A 16,851-nucleotide genomic window follows, 5' to 3' on the forward strand; every position below is an offset into this window, starting at 1 on the left:
TCTCAGTGGCGGTCGCCGAGGCCTGGAACCCCCAGGTCGTAGAGGCCGTCGAGGACGAGGTCGACGCCGACGGCGGCGAGCAGCAGGCCCAGGAGGCGGCCGAGGAGCTCGATGGTGGCGTGGTGGGTGCGGCGCAGGACGTGGGTGAGGAGCAGGACGCAGACGAGGTCGAGGGCGATGACGGACACGTACGCGCCGACGACGGTCGAGCGCCAGCTGAAGGAGTCGCGGGCGGCGGCCTCGATGAGGACGGCCGTCATGGCGAGCGGGCTGACGACGTACGGCGTGAGCAGCTCCCGCACCCCGCTGACCAGGTCGGGGGCGTCCTGGTGGGGGCCGTCGGAGCCGATGTGGAGGCCGAGGACGAGCCCGACGGCGTAGAGGAAGAAGATGACGCCGCCCGCGAGCTGGAGGGCGGGCGTGCTGATGTGGAAGAGGTTGAGCAGCCAGGGGGCCGTGATGCCGGTGACCAGACCGACGAGGACGGCCGCGCCCGAGGAGATGAGGGCGATGGTGCGGAGCTGCCTGAGGGGGTGGATCTGGGCGAGGCCGGCGAAGGCGAGCAGGACCTTCGGTGGGCCGACGACGGAGAAGAAGGCGATGAAGGCGGCGGAGAAGCTGAAGACGTCCACTCGGGAATCATGGGACGGTCGGGTGATTTCTCCCGTTTTTCCGGCCGAAGTCCGCGCGGTGTCGAGAACCGTCCGGCGGCTCCGACTCTCCTGCGAGAGGCAGTACCGACACGGACGTACGGACGTACGGACGTACGGATGCAAGGAGGACGTCATGAAGTACCTGGTGATGGTGCAGGGCTCGCAGGCCGACTACGAGGCGATGGTGGGCCGCGGCTCCGCCGAGAGCCCCGCCTGGAGCAAGACGGATCTCAAGGCGATGTTCGCGCACATGAACGCGATCAACACCGAGCTGAACGCCAGCGGCGAGATGCTCGACGGCCAGGGCCTCGCCGCCCCGTCCGAGACCCGCTTCGTGACGGTGGACGCCCAGGGCAGGCCGGTCGTCACCGACGGCCCGTACGCGGAGACCAAGGAGGTCCTCGCGGGCTACTGGCTCCTCGACTGCGCCTCCCTGGACCGCGTCACGGAGATCGCCGCCCAGGTCGCCCGCTGCCCGGCCCCGGCCGGCGCCCCGGAGTACGCGGTGGTGATCCGCCCGGTCGACGAGCGGGGCCCGAGTCAGGACTGAACGCGCGGATCCGCCCGGTCGCCGTCTCGCCGACCGCGCGGGTCCCGGCCCGCCTCCTCAGTGCACCCCGTGGGGGCCGCCCGTCGGGCGGGGGGTGCCTCGGGGGATGAGGAAGGGGGCCGTCAGGGCTGCGGCGGTCGCTGTGATCGTGCAGAGGGTGAAGGCCGCGGTGAAGCCCGTGGGTGTCGCTTCCGTGGTGGCGGTGAGGGCGAGCGAGGAGACGGCGGCGACGCCGATGGAGCCGCCGACCTCGTGGAAGGTGTTGACGATGCCGGAGGCGAGGCCGGCCTCGTGCGGGGCGATCAGGCCCAGGGAGGTCGTGGTCGCCGCGACGAAGACCGCGCCGAGGCCGAAGGACGCCGTGGCGAGGGCGGGCAGGAGGGTGGCCCACGGGTTGGCGCCCGGAGTGAGGAACGTCAGCGGCAGGCAGCCGAGGGCCGCCAGGGCCAGGCCACCGGTGGCGCAGGCGCGCGGGCCCGCCGTCGTCACCAGGCGCGAGCCGAGGTGGGCGCCGATCGCGGTCGTGAGGGCGATCGGCAGGAAGAGCAGGCCTGTACGGAGGGCCCCGAGGCCGTAGACGTGCTGGAGCTGCATCGAGCCCAGGAAGAAGAAGGAGATCAGGAGCGCGGTCGCGACCAGCATGAGGAGCGAGCCGGCCACGACCGGGCGCCGCGTCAGCATCCTGAGGTCCATCAGCGGGGCACTGCTCGCCCGCTCGACCGCCGCGAAGATCCCGTAGAGCGCGAGTGCGCCGAGCAGGGGCAGCAGGGTCGCGGCGGAGCCCCAGCCGGAGTCGCCCGCTTGGACGAGGCCGTAGACGAGCGCGCCGGTGGCGGTGGTCACGAGCAGTGCGCCGGGGACGTCCAGGCGGGTTTTCGTGCGCCCGGGTCGGTTGTTCCCGGCGGCCTGGTTGTCCCCACCCGCGTGGTTGTCCCCGGCGGCCTGGCTGTCCCCACCCGCGTGGTTGTCCCCGGCGGCCTGGCTGTCCCCACCCGCGTGGTTGTCCCCGGCGGCCTGGCTGTCCCCACCCGCGCGGTTGTTCCCGGGCCGGTGGGCCCCCGCGTGGTTGTCCCCGGGCCGGTTGCCCCCCGGTCGGTTGTCCGGCAGGACCTTCGGGAGGGCGATCAGCAGGGCCAGGCCCACCGGGACGTTGACGTAGAAGACCCAGGGCCAGCCCGGACCCTCGGTGAGGGCTCCGCCGAGCAGGACGCCGACCGCCGAGCCGGTGCCGCCGATCGCCGCCCAGGCGCCGAGGGCCTTGGCCCGCTCGGCGCCGTGGAAGGCCGTCGTGACGAGGGCGAGCGCGGCCGGGGAGAGGAGCGCGGCACCGACGCCCTGGGCGATGCGGCCGCCGAGCAGGACGGGGGCGTTCGCGGCGAGGCCGCAGACGAGGGACGCGGCCGTGAAGAGCGCGAGGCCCGTGAGGAGCACGCGGCGGGCGCCCACGGCGTCGGCGAGGCGGCCGCCCAGGAGCATGAGCCCGCCGAAGCAGAGGGTGTACGCGGTGACGACCCAGGTCAGGGCGGAGCGCCCGAGGTCGAGGTCGGCGGAGAGCGCGGGCAGCGCGACGTTCACGACGGTGACGTCGAGGATCAGCATGAACTGGGCCGCGCAGATCAGGGCCAGGGCCGTCCAGCGGCGGGGGTGGGGGTGGGGGTGAGGGGGCCGGTGAGGGGCGGAGTACGCAGGGGGGTGGGCATGGGTGTGGGCTTGTGCGTCTCGGTGAGCCGTCATAACTGAACTGTACGGCACAGTACAGTTGAACTCAACGGTACAGTTGGCGTTGTAAGGTGAGGGGCATGAACGCGCAGCCCTCGGACGGTCCCGCCGCACCCAAGCCCGCGCCCAGCGGCCCCCGCGCCGCCCGCAAGCGCCAGGCCGTCGTACGGGCCGCCCGCGACCTCTTCCTCCGCGAGGGCTTCGGTGTCGGCATGGACGCCATCGCCGCCGAGGCCGGTGTCTCCAAGGTCACCGTCTACAACCACTTCGGCAGCAAGGAAGCGCTCTTCACCGCCGTCGTCGCCGGCGCCCTCGACGAGCCCCTGGCCCGGGGCGAGGAGGCCGAGGGACCGGACCTCGCGCTGCTCGTCACCGCCGAGGGGCCCGACGCACTCAAGGCAGCCCTCACCGACGCAGGCCACGCCTGGGCCAGGGCCGTACGCGCCGACGACGAGGGCCGCGCCCTGCGCACCCTCGTCGCCACCGAGCTCCACCGCTTCCCCGAGCTGGGCCGCGCCTGGCGCGCACACGGCCCGGCCGGCCATCACCCTGCCGTCGCCGACGCGCTGCGGACCCTCGCCGACCGGGGCCTCCTGGAGATCCCCGACCTGGAGGTCGCGGTCCTCCAGCTGTACTCGCTGCTCGTCTTCCCGCAGATGGTCTTCGAGCAGTACGGGACCGAGCTCGCCGAGGAGCTGAGCGAGCGGCTCGTCACGGACGGGGTCGAGATGTTCCTCCGCCGCTACGCCGCCTGACGCGGCCGCGCGAGCATCCGTTACGCCGCCCCGCGCAGGCGGGCGAGCGTCACGTCCAGGCTCGGGCCGGCCCCGGCCCCCGCCCGCCGGTTGTACGGAAGCTTCCCCAGCATCAGGGCCATGCCGCAGGTGTTCGTGAGAGCCGAGAAGACGAGCCCGCCCGCGATCCCCGCCGCGAGCAGGTGGAACGCCGGATGGACGAGCAGACCCAGCGCCAGGCCGAGCAGGACCAGCGCACCGGCCACCAGCCTGACCTGCCGGTCCATCGCCCAGACCGGCTTCGCCGGGGCGCCCGCCGGCCGGTCGAGGACGTGCCCGCGGGCCGCCCACCCGCTCGTACCGCCCGCGAGGTCGATCGCGGCGACGCCGTGCGCGGCGAGCCGTGCGCAGGCGCTCGCCGAGCGGCCGCCCGACTGGCACACGACGAGCAGCTCGCCGCGGGCCGCCGCCTCCCGGAGCTCGGGCACGGCGCGGCCGAGCTGGTCGAGCGGGACGTTGAGGGCTCCGGGGAGGTGCCCGGAGGCGTACTCGCCGGGCGTCCGCACGTCGACCACGGTCAGCTCGGCCAGCCGCGTACGGGCCTGGTCGGCATCGAGCGAGAGGGGTTCGTTCATGGCAGGTGTCATCCTTGGTCTTCGGACAGGCCTTAGCTCCGTGCTGGGGAGTAAATTACCCCCTGGGGTATTTGTGGAGGAGTAGTCGTGGAACTCGATCTCGCGGGCGCGGAGCTCAAGGCGGTACTGAACCGGCTGCGCCGGGCCCAGGGCCAGATCGCGGGCGTGATCCGGATGATCGAGGAGGGCCGGGACTGCGAGGAGGTCGTGACCCAGCTCGCCGCCGCGTCGCGGGCCCTCGACCGGGCCGGGTTCGCGATCATCGCGACCGGGCTCCAGCAGTGTCTGACCGACATCGAGGACGGCCGCAAGAACGGCGAGGACCGGGACGCCATGCGCGCGCGCCTGGAGAAGCTCTTCCTTTCGCTGGCGTAGGCCAGTAGGGCCAGTAGGGCCAGTAGGGCCAGGCCGAGAAGCGTCGCGCCCGCCGAGCGCCCCCGGGGTTTCCCGGGGGCGCTCGGCGTTTCTGGTCTCTCACACCTCGGCCGTCAGTCGTCCGCGAGGCCCTTCAGGCGCTTCGCGATCCGTGTCAGGCGCGCGCCCTGGTAGCGGGCGGCCTGGAGGACGTTCTCCTCCGGGGCGCCGTTGGCGCCGGGGTGCGAGGTGCCGTAGGGGTTGCCGCCGGCCGCGTAGACGGCCGGGTCGGTGAAGCCGGGCGAGACGATGACCGAGCCCCAGTGGTGGAAGGTGTTGTAGAGCGCGAGCAGCGTCGACTCGTTGCCGCCGTGGAGGTTGTGGGCGCTGGTGAAGGCCGTGGCCGGCTTGTCCGCCATGACGCCGCGCTGCCACAGGCCGCCCGAGGTGTCGACGTACTGCTTGAGCTGGGCGGCGACGTTGCCGAAGCGGGTCGGGGAACCCAGCGCGTACGCGTCGGCCCACTCCAGGTCGTCCAGCGTGGCGATCTCCACGTCACCGGTGGCGTCGACATGGGCGCGCCAGGCCGGGTTCGCGTCGACGGCGGCGTCCGGGGCGAGCTCGGGCACCCGGCGCAGGCGCACCTCGGCGCCGGCCTTCTCGGCGCCCTCGGCGACGGCCTGGGCGAGCTGATGAACGGCACCGGTGGCCGAGTAGTAGATGACGGCGACCTTCACGGACATGACGAACTCCCTCAACCGGATGACTTTCCGTTTCGCTGTTCCGAGGTTAATCGGATTGCTATCCGGTTTACAAGGGCGGCAGGTATGCTCACATCGAGGGGCTGAGAAGCGACCGAGAGGCGATCCAGGGGGAGCGCGGGCGGACACGGGCGAGCGCGGGCGAACGGCGAAGGACAGGAGTCGGCAGATGAGCACGAGAGAACCGCAGGCCAGGGACGCGGCGGCGCCGATGCTCAGCCTGCTCCCCACCGGCGGCGGGAGCCCCGCCCCCGAGCGCGCCGACGCCGCCCGCAACCGTCGGAAGATCCTCGACGCGGCCGCCCGGATCGTCGCCGAGGACGGCCCCGAGGCCGTCACCATGAACCAGGTCGCCCACGCCAGCGGCATCGGCGTCGGCACCGTCTACCGCCGCTTCGGCGACGTCTCCCAGCTCCTGTGGGCCCTGCTCGACGACCGCGAGCGCCAGTTCCAGGAGTCGTACATGAGCGGCCCGCCGCCGCTCGGCCCCGGCGCCCCGGCCGCCGAGCGGCTCGACGCCTTCCTCGACGCGCTCGTCGACCGGGTCCGCGAGCAGCGCGAGATCCTGCTCGCCGCCCACTCGGCGGCGCCCCGCGCCCGCTACCACAGCGGCGCCTACCGGGTGATGCACACCCATGTCTCGCTGATCATCGCGGAGTTGAGACCGGGCTCCGACGCCACGCTCCTCGCGCACCTGACCCTCGCGCCGTTCTCCCCGGACGTCATGCACCATCTGACCGTCGAGCAGGAGCTGTCGAGCGAGCGACTGAAGGCGGGCGTACGGGAGCTGCTGACCCTGCGGAGCTGAAGGCGGGCGTACGGGCGCGGCCGACCACCACCCCCGCACCGACCACCCCGCACCGGTCCGCCCGCAACCACCCCGGCCGGCCCGATCCGTGGACGGTGGTGGACCGGGAGCGGGCACCGGCCGCAGGATCGTGGCATGACCACGTATCTGATCCTGCACGGCTTCCAGAACCACCGTCCGCCGGGTCACTGGCAGCACTGGCTCGCCGGGGAGCTGCGGGCGCGCGGGCACGAGGTGCGGTATCCGCAGCTGCCCGACGCCGACGCGCCCGTGCTCGACGACTGGCTCGCCGCGCTGACGGAGCACGGGGAGCGGCCGGCCGACGGGGAGTTCGTGGTGCTCGCGCACAGCCTGTCGGTGCTGTTGTGGCTACGGGCCGGGGAGCGGCGGCCGGCCGCCGACCGGGTCCTGCTCGTCGCCCCGCCCTCGCCGCCGGTGACCGCGTCGATCCCGGCGATCGCCGCGTTCGCCGACGGGCTCGACCTGTCGGAGACGGGCGTACGGGCGCGGCTCGTGTACGGGGACGGGGACCCTTACTGCCCCGAGGGCGCCGACGTCCACTACGGCACCCCGCTCGGCCTCGACACGGACCACGTCCCGGGCGGCGCGCACCTCAACCCCGACTCGGGGTACGGGGAGTGGGCCTCGCTCCTGGAGTGGTGCGAGGACCCGCTGGTACGGGTCAAGGGGCGGTAGAAGGACTCCGGCAGGAGGCCCGGAGGGAAGCGGGGAGGAAGCGGGGAACGCGACGGCAGCGCACCGGCGCAGGTCGTAGGCTCGGCCGGATGTACTCCGAGACCGCACCGTACGACCAGGGCCTGCTCGACGTGGGCGACGGCAACCTCATCCACTGGGAGGTCTCCGGCAACCCGGCGGGCAGGCCCGCGCTCGTCGTCCACGGCGGGCCGGGCTCCGGGTCCTCGCCGCGCAGCCGGCGCTACTTCGACCCGGCGGCGTACCGGGTGGTCCTCTTCGACCAGCGCGGTTGCGGACGCTCCACCCCGCACGCGAGCGACCCGGCCGCTGACATGTCCGTGAACACCACCGCGCACCTGGTGGCCGACATGGAGCGGCTGCGCGAGCACCTCGGGATCGACCGCTGGCTGCTCTTCGGCGGCTCCTGGGGCTCCACGCTGATCCTGGCGTACGCGGAGGCGTACCCCGAGCGCGTCACGGAGATCGTGATCGCGTCCGTCACCACCACGCGCCGCTCGGAGATCGCCTGGCTGTACGAGGGCGCCGGCCGCTTCTTCCCCGAAGCCCACGACCGCTTCCGGGCCGGGGCCGACAGGGCCGACGGGGCCGACGAGACTGACGGGACCGACAGGGCCGACGGGGCGGCGACCGACAGGGCGAAAGACCAGGTGGGCGCCGCCGAGCTCGTGGCCGCGTACTCCGCCCTGATGAACCACCCCGACCGGGTCGTCCGGGAGAAGGCCGCGGCGGACTGGTGCACCTGGGAGGACGCGGTCCTCTCCCTGGAGGGCCAGGGCACCCCGTACACCGACCGGGTCGACGACACCCGGCTCGGCTTCGTCCGGATCTGCTCCCACTACTTCGCGCACGGAGCGTGGCTCACGGAAGGCGCCCTGATCCGCGACGCGCATCGGCTCCGCGGCATCCCCGGGGTCCTGATCCACGGCCGGCTCGACATGGCCGGTCCGCCCACCACGGCCTGGGAGCTGACCCGCGTCTGGCCGGACGCCGAACTGCACGTGATCGAGGACGCCGGGCACCTGGGCGACGAGCGGACCCGGGACCTGATCCTCGCTGCCATGGACCGCTTCGCGAAGGGGGTCCCCGCTGCCGGGGCGTAGCCCGGAGCTCGGGGAAGAGCTCAGGGAAGGGTGTATCCACCGGGCGGGCGTCCGGCGCGGGCGGGATGATCGAACCATGAGCCCCAAGTCCACTCCCCCCGACATCCACCTCGCCCAGCGGCCCGAGGCCGACGCGCTCCTCGGGCGTTCACCGCTCGCCGCGCTCGTCGGCATGCTCCTGGACCAACAGGTCCCGATGGAGTGGGCGTTCTCCGGCCCGTACACGATCGCCTCGCGGCTCGGTGCCGACGACCTCGACGCCCACGAGATCGCCGTCCGCGACCCGGAGGAGTTCGCCGCGCTGCTCTCCGAGAAGCCGGCCGTGCACCGCTTCCCGGGGTCGATGGCCCAGCGCGTGCAGCAGCTCTGCCAGTTCCTGGTGGAGGAGTACGGGGGCGACGCGGAGGCTGTCTGGGCGGACGTGGCGACCGGGCAGGAGCTGCTCGCGCGGCTCCAGGCCCTGCCCGGCTTCGGGAAGCAGAAGGCGCAGATCTTCCTGGCCCTCCTGGGCAAGCAGTACGGGGTGCGGCCCACGGGCTGGCGGGAGGCGGCGGGGCCGTACGGCGAGCAGGGCTCGTTCCGCTCGGCCGCCGACATCACCGGGCCCGAGTCGCTCGCGAAGGTGCGGGCCCACAAGCAGGGGATGAAGGCGGCGGCGAAAGCGGCGAATGCCGCCAAGGCTGACAAGAGCCCTAAAAAATCGAGGAATTGATAATTCCAGATGTCAATCCTTCTCAAGGTGACAGGAATTACGCAGAAGCTGTTCACAGAACCCCCCCGAGATCGCTAACTTCCCCTCAACCTCGTCCGTATCGGGAAGGACTTCTGTGAACGCAACCCAGCGCCGTGCCGCGGCCATTCTGGCCGCGGCCGCCCTCGCCACCCCGCTGGTGCTCGCCTCTCCCGCCACCGCCGGCCAGGACCCCGCGGCCGCGCCCGCCCGCGACGCCGCCCGGCTGGCGAAGAAGCTGGTCCACGAGACCTCCGCCCAGGAGGCCTTCAAGCACCTGCAGAAGTTCCAGGCGATAGCCGACTCGGCCGGCGGTAACCGCGCGGCCGGGACGCTCGGGCACGACGCCTCCGCCGCGTACGTGTACACGAAGCTCAAGAAGGCCGGCTACGACGTCACGTACCAGAAGTTCGACTTCATCTACACGGAGACGCTCGCCGAGAAGGGCTCGGTCGTCTCCCCCGCGCCCCGCGCGCTCGACGTCAAGGCGATGACGTACACCAAGTCCACGCCGGTCGGCGGCACCACGGCGGCCCTCGCGGCCGTGCCCGTCGACGCCGACGGCACCACCGGCTGCGAGCCGGGCGACTTCGCCTCCGGCACCTTCACCGGCAAGATCGCCCTGATCAAGCGCGGCGGCTGCAGCTTCGCCATCAAGCAGCAGAACGCCGCCGCGGCCGGCGCCGCCGTCGCCCTCGTCTACAACAACGTCGAAGGCACCCTCTCCGGCACCCTCAGCGACCCCGCTGCCGGAAAGATCCCGACCGGCGGTATCAGCCTGGCCGAGGGCACGGCGCTCGCCGCCGACCTCGCGAACGGCCCGGTCTCCCTCTCCGTGGAGATCCGCCAGCTCCAGGAGAAGCGCTCCACCAACAACGTCATCGCGGAGACCAGGGGCGGCAACGCCGCCAACACCGTGATGCTCGGCTCGCACCTCGACTCCGTCACCGCAGGACCCGGCATCAACGACAACGGCTCCGGTTCCGCCGGTCTCCTCCAGACCGCCCTGGAGCTCGCCGAGTCGAAGGCCAAGGTCCGCAACAAGGTCCGCTTCGCCTGGTGGTCGGCGGAGGAGGTCGGCCTCCTCGGCTCCAAGCACTACGTGGACAACCTCACCGCGCTCGACAAGAGCGAGATCAAGCTCTACCTCAACTTCGACATGATCGCCTCGCCGAACTACGGCCTGTTCGTGTACGACGGCGACAACTCCGACGGCGTCGGCGCCGAGGCGGGCCCGGAGGGCTCGGCCCAACTGGAGCGCGACATCACCGACTTCATGGACAAGCGCGGGGTCCCCCACGAGGGCACCGACTTCACCGGCCGCTCCGACTACGGCCCGTTCATCGGCGTCGGCATCCCCTCCGGCGGCACCTTCACCGGCGCCGAGGGCATCAAGACCGCCGCGCAGGCCGCCAAGTACGGCGGTGAGGCGGGTGTCGCGTACGACGTGAACTACCACGCCAAGGGCGACGACATCAGCAACATCGACATGACGGCCTTCGACGTCAACATCGACGTCATCGCCAACGCCGTGGGCACCTACGCCCACGACATCTCCTCCCTGCGCAAGCCGGTCGTCTCCGTCCCGACCCAGGGCGACGCGGGCAGCGGCGGCGGCCTGCACGACGACCACCACGAGGTCACCGAGTAAGCACCGAGCAGGTCAGCGCCTCCGGCGGGCCGTACCGAAGATCGAGCGGCTGATCTCCCGGCCCAGCTGGGTGCCGACCGACCGGGCGAGGGATCTGAAGATCCCACTGCCCACCACCTGTTCGGCGAGCGAGGGTTCCTCCTTTGGACGAGGAGCCCTCGCTCCCTGCTGTCCGGAGGCCTTCTCGGCCTCCTTCTCGGCCTTCTCTGCCTCCTTCGCCGCCGCGGCCTCCAGCGCCGCCGCCTCCGCCGCCCGCTGCTCGGCCGTCAGCCGCTCGTACGCCGACTCCCGGTCCACCGCCTCCGCGTACCGCCCGTACAGCGGCGAACCCTTCACGGCCGCGTCCAGGGCGGCCGCGTCGATCGGCCCCATCAGCGACTCGGGCGCCCGCAGCCGGGTCGCCGCCACCGGGGTCGGGGCGCCCTTCTCGCTCAGTACGGTGACCACCGCCTCGCCCGTGCCGAGCCCCGTGAGCACCTCCTCCAGGTCGTACGCGGAGTTCGGGAAGGTCCGCACGGTCGCCCTGAGGGCCTTCGCGTCGTCCGGGGTGAAGGCGCGCAGCGCGTGCTGCACCCGATTGCCGAGCTGCGCCAACACGTCCGAGGGAACGTCCTTCGGCGTCTGGGTCACGAGGAAGATCCCGACGCCCTTCGAGCGGATCAGCCGGACCGTCTGTGTGATCGACTCCAGGAACGCCTTCGACGCCCCGCTGAACAGCAGGTGCGCCTCGTCGAAGAAGAAGACCAGCTTCGGCTTCTCCAGGTCGCCGACCTCCGGCAGTTCGTCGAAGAGGTCCGCGAGCATCCACATGAGGAAGGTCGAGAAGAGCTGCGGCTTGTCCCGCACGGCCGGCAGCTCCAGGACCGAGACGGTGCCGCGCCCGTCCGCCGCCGTCCCCAGCAACGCGGCCGTGTCGAACTCCGGCTCCCCGAAGAAGTCCCCCGCGCCCTGCTGCTCGAAGGCCGTGATCGACCGCAGGATCACCCCGGCCGTGGCCGTCGAGAGCCCGCCGATCCCCTTCAGCTCGCCCTTCCCGGTGTCCGAGACCAGGAAGGCCACCACCGCCCGCAGGTCCTTGAGGTCGACCAGTTCGAGCCCCTTGGAGTCGGCGTAATGGAAGATCAGGCCGAGCGACTGCTCCTGCGTCTGGTTGAGCCGCAGCACCTTCGAGAGCAGGACGGGGCCGAAGCTGGTCACCGTGGCACGCACCGGGATGCCCGGGCCGATGCCCCCGAGCCCGTAGAACTCGCAGGGGAAGCCCGTTCCCCGCCACTCCTGGCCGACCTGCGCGGCCCGCTCCCGCACCTTCTCGCCGTCCTCGCCGGGGGCCGAGATCCCGGAGACGTCGCCCTTGATGTCGGCGAGGAAGACCGGCACGCCGTGGGCCGAGAGCTGCTCGGCGATCAGCTGGAGCGTCTTCGTCTTGCCGGTGCCGGTCGCGCCGGCCACAAGACCGTGGCGGTTCAGCATCGGGAGCGGGATGCGGACCGGCGCGTCCGGGTGACAGACGCCGTCCCAGAGCAGCGCCCCCAGATCGAGCGCGGCGCCGTCGAAGGCGTACCCGGCGGCGATCTCGGCGGCGGGCCCCGCAAGGGGTGCGGGCGACTGTTCGCTCTGCTCACTGACGCTCATGAGGGCACCTTGATTTCGCTTTTGACACGGTTTGCACCAGCATCCCATCGCCCTCGCGTGGCTGCGCCGGGAGCCGCTTGCCCGGTAGGCTTTCCGTGTGATCTTCAAGCGCATCGGAAACGGAAAGCCGTATCCCGACCACGGCCGGGAAAGCACCCGGCAGTGGGCGGACGTCGCGCCGCGCCCGGTCCGCCTCGACCAGCTGGTCACCACCAAGGGCCAGCTGGACCTGGAGACGCTGCTCGCCGAGGACTCCACCTTCTACGGCGACCTCTTCGCGCACGTCGTGAAGTGGCGCGGCGACCTCTACCTCGAGGACGGACTGCATCGCGCCGTCCGCGCGGCACTGCAGCAGCGCCAGGTGCTGCACGCCCGCGTCCTGGAAATGGACTGAGCCCCCGCGTGACCCGCGACTGACCCTTTCGGGGTCAGTTCGCCCCCATCCGGACGCGATCACATGATCATCAAGTAGGCATCGCCGACGGGCGGCATTACGCTGCGTTCATGAGCATGCTCACTCCCCCCGGAATGGGCGGAAAGTACCGCATCACGGGGGATGTCTACCCGCGCATGCGCCGCCCCCACCGCCGGCGCAGGATCATCCTCGCGGCCGCGGCCTCCGTGGTCGTGCTCGGCGCGGCCGGCTGGGGCACGCTCCAGCTCGTCGACGTCTTCTCGGGCGACGAGGGCACGAAGACGACCGCCGGGAAGCAGACCGACTGCAAACCCGCGCCCAAGGCGACGACACCGCCCGTCGCCGCGCTCCCGAAGCCCGGCCAGATCACGGTCAACGTCTACAACGCGACCCCGCGCAGCGGACTCGCCAAGACGACCGCGGACGAGCTCAAGAAGCGCGGCTTCAAGATCGGCAAGGTGGGGAACGCGCCCGCCGCCTTCGACAAGAAGGTCCCCGGCGCGGGGCTGCTGCTCGGCGCGCCCACGGCCACCAAGGGCGTCTTCCCGGTCCTCGGCACCCAGCTCAAGGGCGCCACGACCAAGACGGACACCCGGGGCACGACGGACGTGGACCTGATCATCGGGACCGCGTTCAAGACGCTGTCCCCGAAGACGACGGCGGACGCGGCCCTGGTCGCCCTGACCAAGCCCGCGCCCGTACCGACAGGTAAGTGCTGACGTACTCCTGAGGAGCTGCGCTGTTACTCGGCAGAGCCGGCGGAGCTGTTACTCGGCGGAGCTGCTACTCGGCAGAGCCGGCGGAGCTGCTACTCGGCAGAGCCGGCGGAGCTGCTACTCGGCAGAGCCGGCGGAGCTGCTACTCGGCAGAGCCGTACATGCGGTCGCCCGCGTCGCCCAGGCCCGGGACGATGTAGCCGTTCTCGTTGAGCCGCTCGTCGACCGAGGCCGTCACGACGGTCACCGGCGTGCCCGCGAGCTCGCGCTCCATGATCTCGACGCCCTCCGGGGCGGCGAGGAGCACGACCGCGGTCACGTCGTCGGCGCCGCGCTTGATCAGCTCCCGGATCGCCGCGACCAGCGTGCCGCCGGTCGCCAGCATCGGGTCCAGGACGTACACCTGGCGGCCCGAGAGGTCCTCCGGCATCCGCGTGGCGTAGGTCGACGCCTCCAGCGTCTCCTCGTTGCGGATCATGCCCAGGAAGCCGACCTCGGCCGTCGGGAGCAGGCGGACCATGCCGTCGAGCATGCCGAGCCCGGCGCGCAGGATCGGGACGACCAGCGGACGCGGGTACGAGAGCTTCACACCGGTCGTGGGCGTGACAGGGGTCTCGATGTCGACCTGCTCGGTCCGCACGTCCCTGGTGGCCTCGTAGGCGAGCAGGGTGACCAGCTCGTCGGCGAGACGGCGGAAGGTCGCGGAGTCCGTGCGCTTGTCGCGCAGGGTGGTGAGCTTGTGGGCCACCAGAGGGTGGTCGACGACGTGGAGACGCATGACCCAACAGTAGCCCGCCGTGCACTGGCGTCGACCCACGCCGCTGGGAGAAGGTGGGGGCACAGGGACCCAGCGATGGGGTGGTGTGGCCGATGCCCGACCTGGAAGAACCGGCCGAGGAAGCCGCCGAGGGGGCGGCCGACGAGCCGGCACCGGAGACCGATGTGCAGCGCCGCAGGCGCCGCGCCCAGTTCCTCCGCGAACTGAACGAGGCCAAGGCGCTGCGCGAGCGCGTACAGCCGCGGCGCGCCCGGGCCGCCCGGATGCGCCAGGCCATGCGCATGCGGACCTTCCGCTGGTGAGACCGCCCGGCGCGGCCCGGCGTGCGCCCCCTGTGTGCGCCGGGGTCGCACGCCCGCCCGTTGGCGGTGCCGTTCAGACTGATGCACGACGCAAGAGCCGAAGACCTCTCCTGAGCGCCCTGTTTCTGTCACGATGCCGATTGGGCGGGGCATCAGGAGCGCGCCGCCGGAACGTCACACCTCTGATCAGTGGGAGAGAGTCAGGTGTACTTCGCCGCACTGCTCGCGCGCACCGAAGACGGGTGGGAAGCGAGCGACACGGAGCTCGACGACGTGGAGACCCTGTCGGATCTGGCCGAGCTCGCCCGTGAGGCCTCGGACGACGACACGGTGATCGTCTACATCGAGCAGGAGGACGCGTGGTTCGGGATCGTCCGGATCGAGGGTGAGGAAGACCCTCGGATCTACGTCTCGGACGGCGCGGCCGCCGCCCGTTCCTCGTACGGGGAGATCCTCACGCGGGAGATCCTCGGCGACGACCTCGACGCCGAGCTCGACGAGCTCGAGTCGCTGGACCTGGACGGCACGGAGGACGGGGAGCCCCTCGCCGACGTCGCCGACGCCGATGACGACGACGAGCGGGCCGGCGCGGCCGCCGAGGCCGTGCCGTCCGCCCCCGTGGGCGACGCGCTGGTCCTCGCGGACCTCGGGCTCTCGGAGCGGGAGCTCCGGGCGCTCGACACCGACGCGCTGGCGGTGATCGCGGACGCGCTGGGCGCCGCGGAGGTCCTGGAGGCCGTCCGCTAGTGACCCACGCGGTACCTGTCCCCGACCCCGTACCGACGGCCGGCACGGATCCCGTACGGGCGTCCGGCGCCGACCCTGTACGGCACCTCGGAGCCGACCCCGTACAGACGCCTGGCACCGACCCCGTACGGGACCTCGGCGCCGACCCCGTACGGGACCCTGACACCGGCCCCGTACAGGCGCCCGGCGCCGACCCCGTACGGGACCCCTGGCGGGACGCCATGCGGCTCGCTCTCGCCGAGGCCGACGCGGCCGCGCCCGCCGGTGACGTACCGGTCGGCGCGGTCGTGCTCGGCCCCGACGGCGCCGTCCTCGCCCGCGCGCACAACGAGCGGGAGGCGGCCGGCGACCCGACCGCCCACGCCGAGGTCCTCGCCCTGCGGCGAGCGGCCGCGGCGACCGGGGAGTGGCGCCTGACGGGCTGCACGCTCGTCGTCACCCTGGAGCCGTGCGTGATGTGCGCGGGCGCCCTCGTCCAGTCGCGTGTCGAGCGGGTGGTCTTCGGCGCGCTCGACGAGAAGGCGGGAGCGGCGGGCTCCCTCTGGGACCTCGTACGGGACCGGCGTCTCAACCACCGCCCCGAAGTGATCCACGGCGTGCTCGGCGAGGAGTGCGCGGAGCAGCTGACGGCGTTCTTCCGTACGCGCTGACGGCCTTCTTCCGCACGCGCCGGCGGCCCGCTTCCGTATGCGCTGACACCCCTCCTGACCTCGCCGGGGATACGGATTTCATCGCAGCGCCAGTTTCGGCTAAGCTCTCTCTCGGTAGCGTGTCCGAGCGGCCGAAGGAGCTCGCCTCGAAAGCGAGTGTGGCGCAAGTCACCGAGGGTTCAAATCCCTCCGCTACCGCTCTTGAGAACCGCCCCCGACCTGTGAGAACAGGTCGGGGGCGGTTTCTTTTTGACCAGACGTCAGTGGACCGGCTCCGGGGTGAGCGCGGCCTGGTGCTCCGCGATCCTGAGCAGGAGCTTTCCGGTGCTCGCCCGTGAGGCCATGAGGCGGTGCGCCTCGGCCGCCTCGGAGAGGTCGTACTCGGCGGTGACCGGCACCGTGACCGTACCGTCGACGACCTTCGCGAAGGCCCGCGCGGAGAGGGAGCGGAGGCTTCGGGGTCGGTGCCGGCGAGCGCCAGGATGGAGAAGCCGCCGACCGAGATCCCCGCGGGGTAGAGCTCGGGCTGGCCCACGCTCCAGGGGGCGTCCGAGCCGGCGTTGCCGCAGGAGACCAGGCGGCCGAAGAGGGCGAGGGAGGTCGGGGAGGCCTTCAGGGTCCGGCCGCCGACGGGGTCGAGAGCGACGTCGACGCCGCGGCCGCCGGTCGCGGTGCGGACGCCGTCCTGGAAGTCGTCGCCGACGAAGACGTCGTCGTAGCCGTGGGCGAGGGCGTGTGCGGCCCTGGCCCGCGACGACACGGCCCCGTACACCGCGCCCATGCCCGCGTCCTTCGCCAACTGCCCCACCGCGGTGCCGATTCCGCCGGCCGCGCCGTGGACGAGGAGCGACTCGCCCGGCTGGACCCTGGCCACCAAGTGGAGCAGGGCGTAGGCCGTCGGGAGCACGGTGGGCAGGGTCGCGCCCGTGCGGAGGTCGACTCCACCCTCGTACGGGAGCTGGCCGGCTCCGCCGACTGGGCGCGCACGTGCAGCAGCTTCGACGTACCCGTGGGCAAGGCGGCCATCAGCCACCACTTCGCGGTGCTGCGCGCGGCCGGACTCGTCGAGAGCCGGGACGAGGGGCCTCGCCGGGTCAACCGCCTGCGCCGCGGCGAGTTCGACCACCGGTTCCCCGGGCTTCTCGCCCTCGCCGTCCGCCCCGAAGAACCGCTCCCGCAGAGCTGACCGGATCGACGTA

At 72.2% G+C, this 16,851-nt stretch carries 20 protein-coding genes, 1 tRNA gene and 1 pseudogene; 15 read left to right on the forward strand and 7 right to left on the reverse strand.

What is annotated here, in order from left to right; genetic code table 11:
- Positions 1-2 precede the first annotated feature (2 nt).
- Complete coding sequence (locus ACWFR1_RS25210) at positions 3-632, reverse strand: MarC family protein (protein WP_453554802.1); 630 nt, start codon at positions 630-632, stop codon at positions 3-5.
- A gap of 154 nt (positions 633-786) precedes the next feature.
- Here ACWFR1_RS25210 and ACWFR1_RS25215 point away from each other — a divergent pair, with 154 nt between their 5' ends.
- Positions 787-1,203 carry a YciI family protein gene (locus ACWFR1_RS25215; protein ID WP_453554804.1) on the forward strand — a complete coding sequence of 139 codons (417 nt, stop codon included), beginning with the start codon at positions 787-789 and terminating at the stop codon, positions 1,201-1,203.
- A 57-nt stretch (positions 1,204-1,260) separates the two neighbouring features.
- Here the strand turns inward: ACWFR1_RS25215 and ACWFR1_RS25220 are convergent, their stop codons facing one another.
- Complete coding sequence (locus ACWFR1_RS25220; protein ID WP_453554805.1) at positions 1,261-2,937, reverse strand: MFS transporter; 1,677 nt, start codon at positions 2,935-2,937, stop codon at positions 1,261-1,263.
- A gap of 65 nt (positions 2,938-3,002) precedes the next feature.
- Here ACWFR1_RS25220 and ACWFR1_RS25225 point away from each other — a divergent pair, with 65 nt between their 5' ends.
- Complete coding sequence (locus ACWFR1_RS25225) at positions 3,003-3,677, forward strand: TetR/AcrR family transcriptional regulator (protein ID WP_453554807.1); 675 nt, start codon at positions 3,003-3,005, stop codon at positions 3,675-3,677.
- A gap of 20 nt (positions 3,678-3,697) precedes the next feature.
- Here ACWFR1_RS25225 and ACWFR1_RS25230 read toward each other — a convergent pair whose 3' ends face one another.
- Entirely contained in the window at positions 3,698-4,291 is a 594-nt protein-coding gene (locus ACWFR1_RS25230; protein ID WP_453554809.1) for a rhodanese-like domain-containing protein, read from the reverse strand.
- Between the two features lie 87 nt (positions 4,292-4,378).
- Here ACWFR1_RS25230 and ACWFR1_RS25235 point away from each other — a divergent pair, with 87 nt between their 5' ends.
- On the forward strand, positions 4,379-4,666 hold the full coding sequence (locus tag ACWFR1_RS25235) for a metal-sensitive transcriptional regulator (protein ID WP_141299218.1): 288 nt from the start codon (positions 4,379-4,381) through the stop codon (positions 4,664-4,666).
- A 113-nt stretch (positions 4,667-4,779) separates the two neighbouring features.
- Here the strand turns inward: ACWFR1_RS25235 and wrbA are convergent, their stop codons facing one another.
- The gene (gene wrbA, locus ACWFR1_RS25240) at positions 4,780-5,388 is read right to left on the reverse strand and encodes an NAD(P)H:quinone oxidoreductase (RefSeq protein ID WP_453554812.1); all 609 of its coding nucleotides are present in this window, start codon (positions 5,386-5,388) and stop codon (positions 4,780-4,782) included.
- Positions 5,389-5,575: 187 nt separating this feature from the next.
- On the opposite strand from wrbA, the gene ACWFR1_RS25245 reads away from it, so the two are divergent.
- From ACWFR1_RS25245 to ACWFR1_RS25265, 5 genes are all read left to right on the forward strand, one after another.
- Entirely contained in the window at positions 5,576-6,214 is a 639-nt protein-coding gene (locus ACWFR1_RS25245) for a TetR/AcrR family transcriptional regulator (RefSeq protein WP_453554814.1), read from the forward strand.
- A gap of 135 nt (positions 6,215-6,349) precedes the next feature.
- Positions 6,350-6,910, forward strand: coding sequence for an RBBP9/YdeN family alpha/beta hydrolase (locus ACWFR1_RS25250; protein ID WP_453554816.1), 561 nt, complete (start codon positions 6,350-6,352; stop codon positions 6,908-6,910).
- 89 nt (positions 6,911-6,999) lie between these two features.
- Positions 7,000-8,031, forward strand: a complete 1,032-nt coding sequence (locus tag ACWFR1_RS25255; RefSeq protein ID WP_453554818.1) for an alpha/beta fold hydrolase — start codon at positions 7,000-7,002, stop codon at positions 8,029-8,031.
- Positions 8,032-8,107: 76 nt separating this feature from the next.
- Positions 8,108-8,743: an HhH-GPD-type base excision DNA repair protein gene (locus ACWFR1_RS25260; RefSeq protein ID WP_453554820.1), complete on the forward strand. Its 636-nt coding sequence runs from the start codon at positions 8,108-8,110 to the stop codon at positions 8,741-8,743.
- A 115-nt stretch (positions 8,744-8,858) separates the two neighbouring features.
- A complete protein-coding gene (locus tag ACWFR1_RS25265; RefSeq protein ID WP_453554822.1) occupies positions 8,859-10,412 on the forward strand; it encodes a M28 family metallopeptidase in 1,554 nt (517 codons plus the stop codon).
- Positions 10,413-10,424: 12 nt separating this feature from the next.
- On the opposite strand, the gene ACWFR1_RS25270 is transcribed toward ACWFR1_RS25265, so the two are convergent.
- On the reverse strand, positions 10,425-12,044 hold the full coding sequence (locus tag ACWFR1_RS25270; RefSeq protein ID WP_453554824.1) for a helicase HerA-like domain-containing protein: 1,620 nt from the start codon (positions 12,042-12,044) through the stop codon (positions 10,425-10,427).
- Positions 12,045-12,141: 97 nt separating this feature from the next.
- Between ACWFR1_RS25270 and ACWFR1_RS25275 the strand changes: the two genes are divergently transcribed.
- Both ACWFR1_RS25275 and ACWFR1_RS25280 read left to right on the forward strand, forming a co-directional pair.
- Positions 12,142-12,438, forward strand: coding sequence for a type II toxin-antitoxin system VapB family antitoxin (locus ACWFR1_RS25275; protein WP_017240525.1), 297 nt, complete (start codon positions 12,142-12,144; stop codon positions 12,436-12,438).
- 110 nt (positions 12,439-12,548) lie between these two features.
- Positions 12,549-13,178 (forward strand): LytR C-terminal domain-containing protein, encoded by a 630-nt coding sequence (locus ACWFR1_RS25280; RefSeq protein ID WP_453554826.1) that lies wholly within the window; start codon positions 12,549-12,551, stop codon positions 13,176-13,178.
- Between the two features lie 139 nt (positions 13,179-13,317).
- Here the strand turns inward: ACWFR1_RS25280 and upp are convergent, their stop codons facing one another.
- Positions 13,318-13,953: a uracil phosphoribosyltransferase gene (gene upp / locus ACWFR1_RS25285; RefSeq protein ID WP_024756127.1), complete on the reverse strand. Its 636-nt coding sequence runs from the start codon at positions 13,951-13,953 to the stop codon at positions 13,318-13,320.
- Between the two features lie 92 nt (positions 13,954-14,045).
- On the opposite strand from upp, the gene ACWFR1_RS25290 reads away from it, so the two are divergent.
- The 4 genes from ACWFR1_RS25290 to ACWFR1_RS25305 all read left to right on the forward strand — a co-directional run bounded on the left by ACWFR1_RS25290 (position 14,046) and on the right by ACWFR1_RS25305 (position 15,850).
- Positions 14,046-14,255 carry a hypothetical protein gene (locus ACWFR1_RS25290; protein WP_453554828.1) on the forward strand — a complete coding sequence of 70 codons (210 nt, stop codon included), beginning with the start codon at positions 14,046-14,048 and terminating at the stop codon, positions 14,253-14,255.
- Between the two features lie 204 nt (positions 14,256-14,459).
- Positions 14,460-15,002, forward strand: a complete 543-nt coding sequence (locus ACWFR1_RS25295) for a tRNA adenosine deaminase-associated protein (RefSeq protein WP_453554830.1) — start codon at positions 14,460-14,462, stop codon at positions 15,000-15,002.
- 221 nt (positions 15,003-15,223) lie between these two features.
- Positions 15,224-15,652, forward strand: a complete 429-nt coding sequence (tadA, locus tag ACWFR1_RS25300; RefSeq protein WP_453554893.1) for a tRNA adenosine(34) deaminase TadA — start codon at positions 15,224-15,226, stop codon at positions 15,650-15,652.
- A gap of 113 nt (positions 15,653-15,765) precedes the next feature.
- Positions 15,766-15,850, forward strand: a tRNA-Ser gene (locus tag ACWFR1_RS25305).
- Between the two features lie 62 nt (positions 15,851-15,912).
- On the opposite strand, the pseudogene ACWFR1_RS25310 reads toward ACWFR1_RS25305, so the two are convergent.
- Positions 15,913-16,598 (reverse strand): annotated as a pseudogene (locus ACWFR1_RS25310) (quinone oxidoreductase family protein); the annotation flags it as partial.
- On the opposite strand from ACWFR1_RS25310, the gene ACWFR1_RS25315 reads away from it, so the two are divergent.
- On the forward strand, positions 16,530-16,838 hold the full coding sequence (locus ACWFR1_RS25315) for an ArsR/SmtB family transcription factor (RefSeq protein ID WP_453554832.1): 309 nt from the start codon (positions 16,530-16,532) through the stop codon (positions 16,836-16,838). The pseudogene ACWFR1_RS25310 and the gene ACWFR1_RS25315 sit on opposite strands and share 69 nt — an antisense overlap.
- The last annotated feature ends 13 nt before the right edge of the window (positions 16,839-16,851 follow it).

This window comes from Streptomyces sp. NPDC055103, from assembly GCF_053607625.1.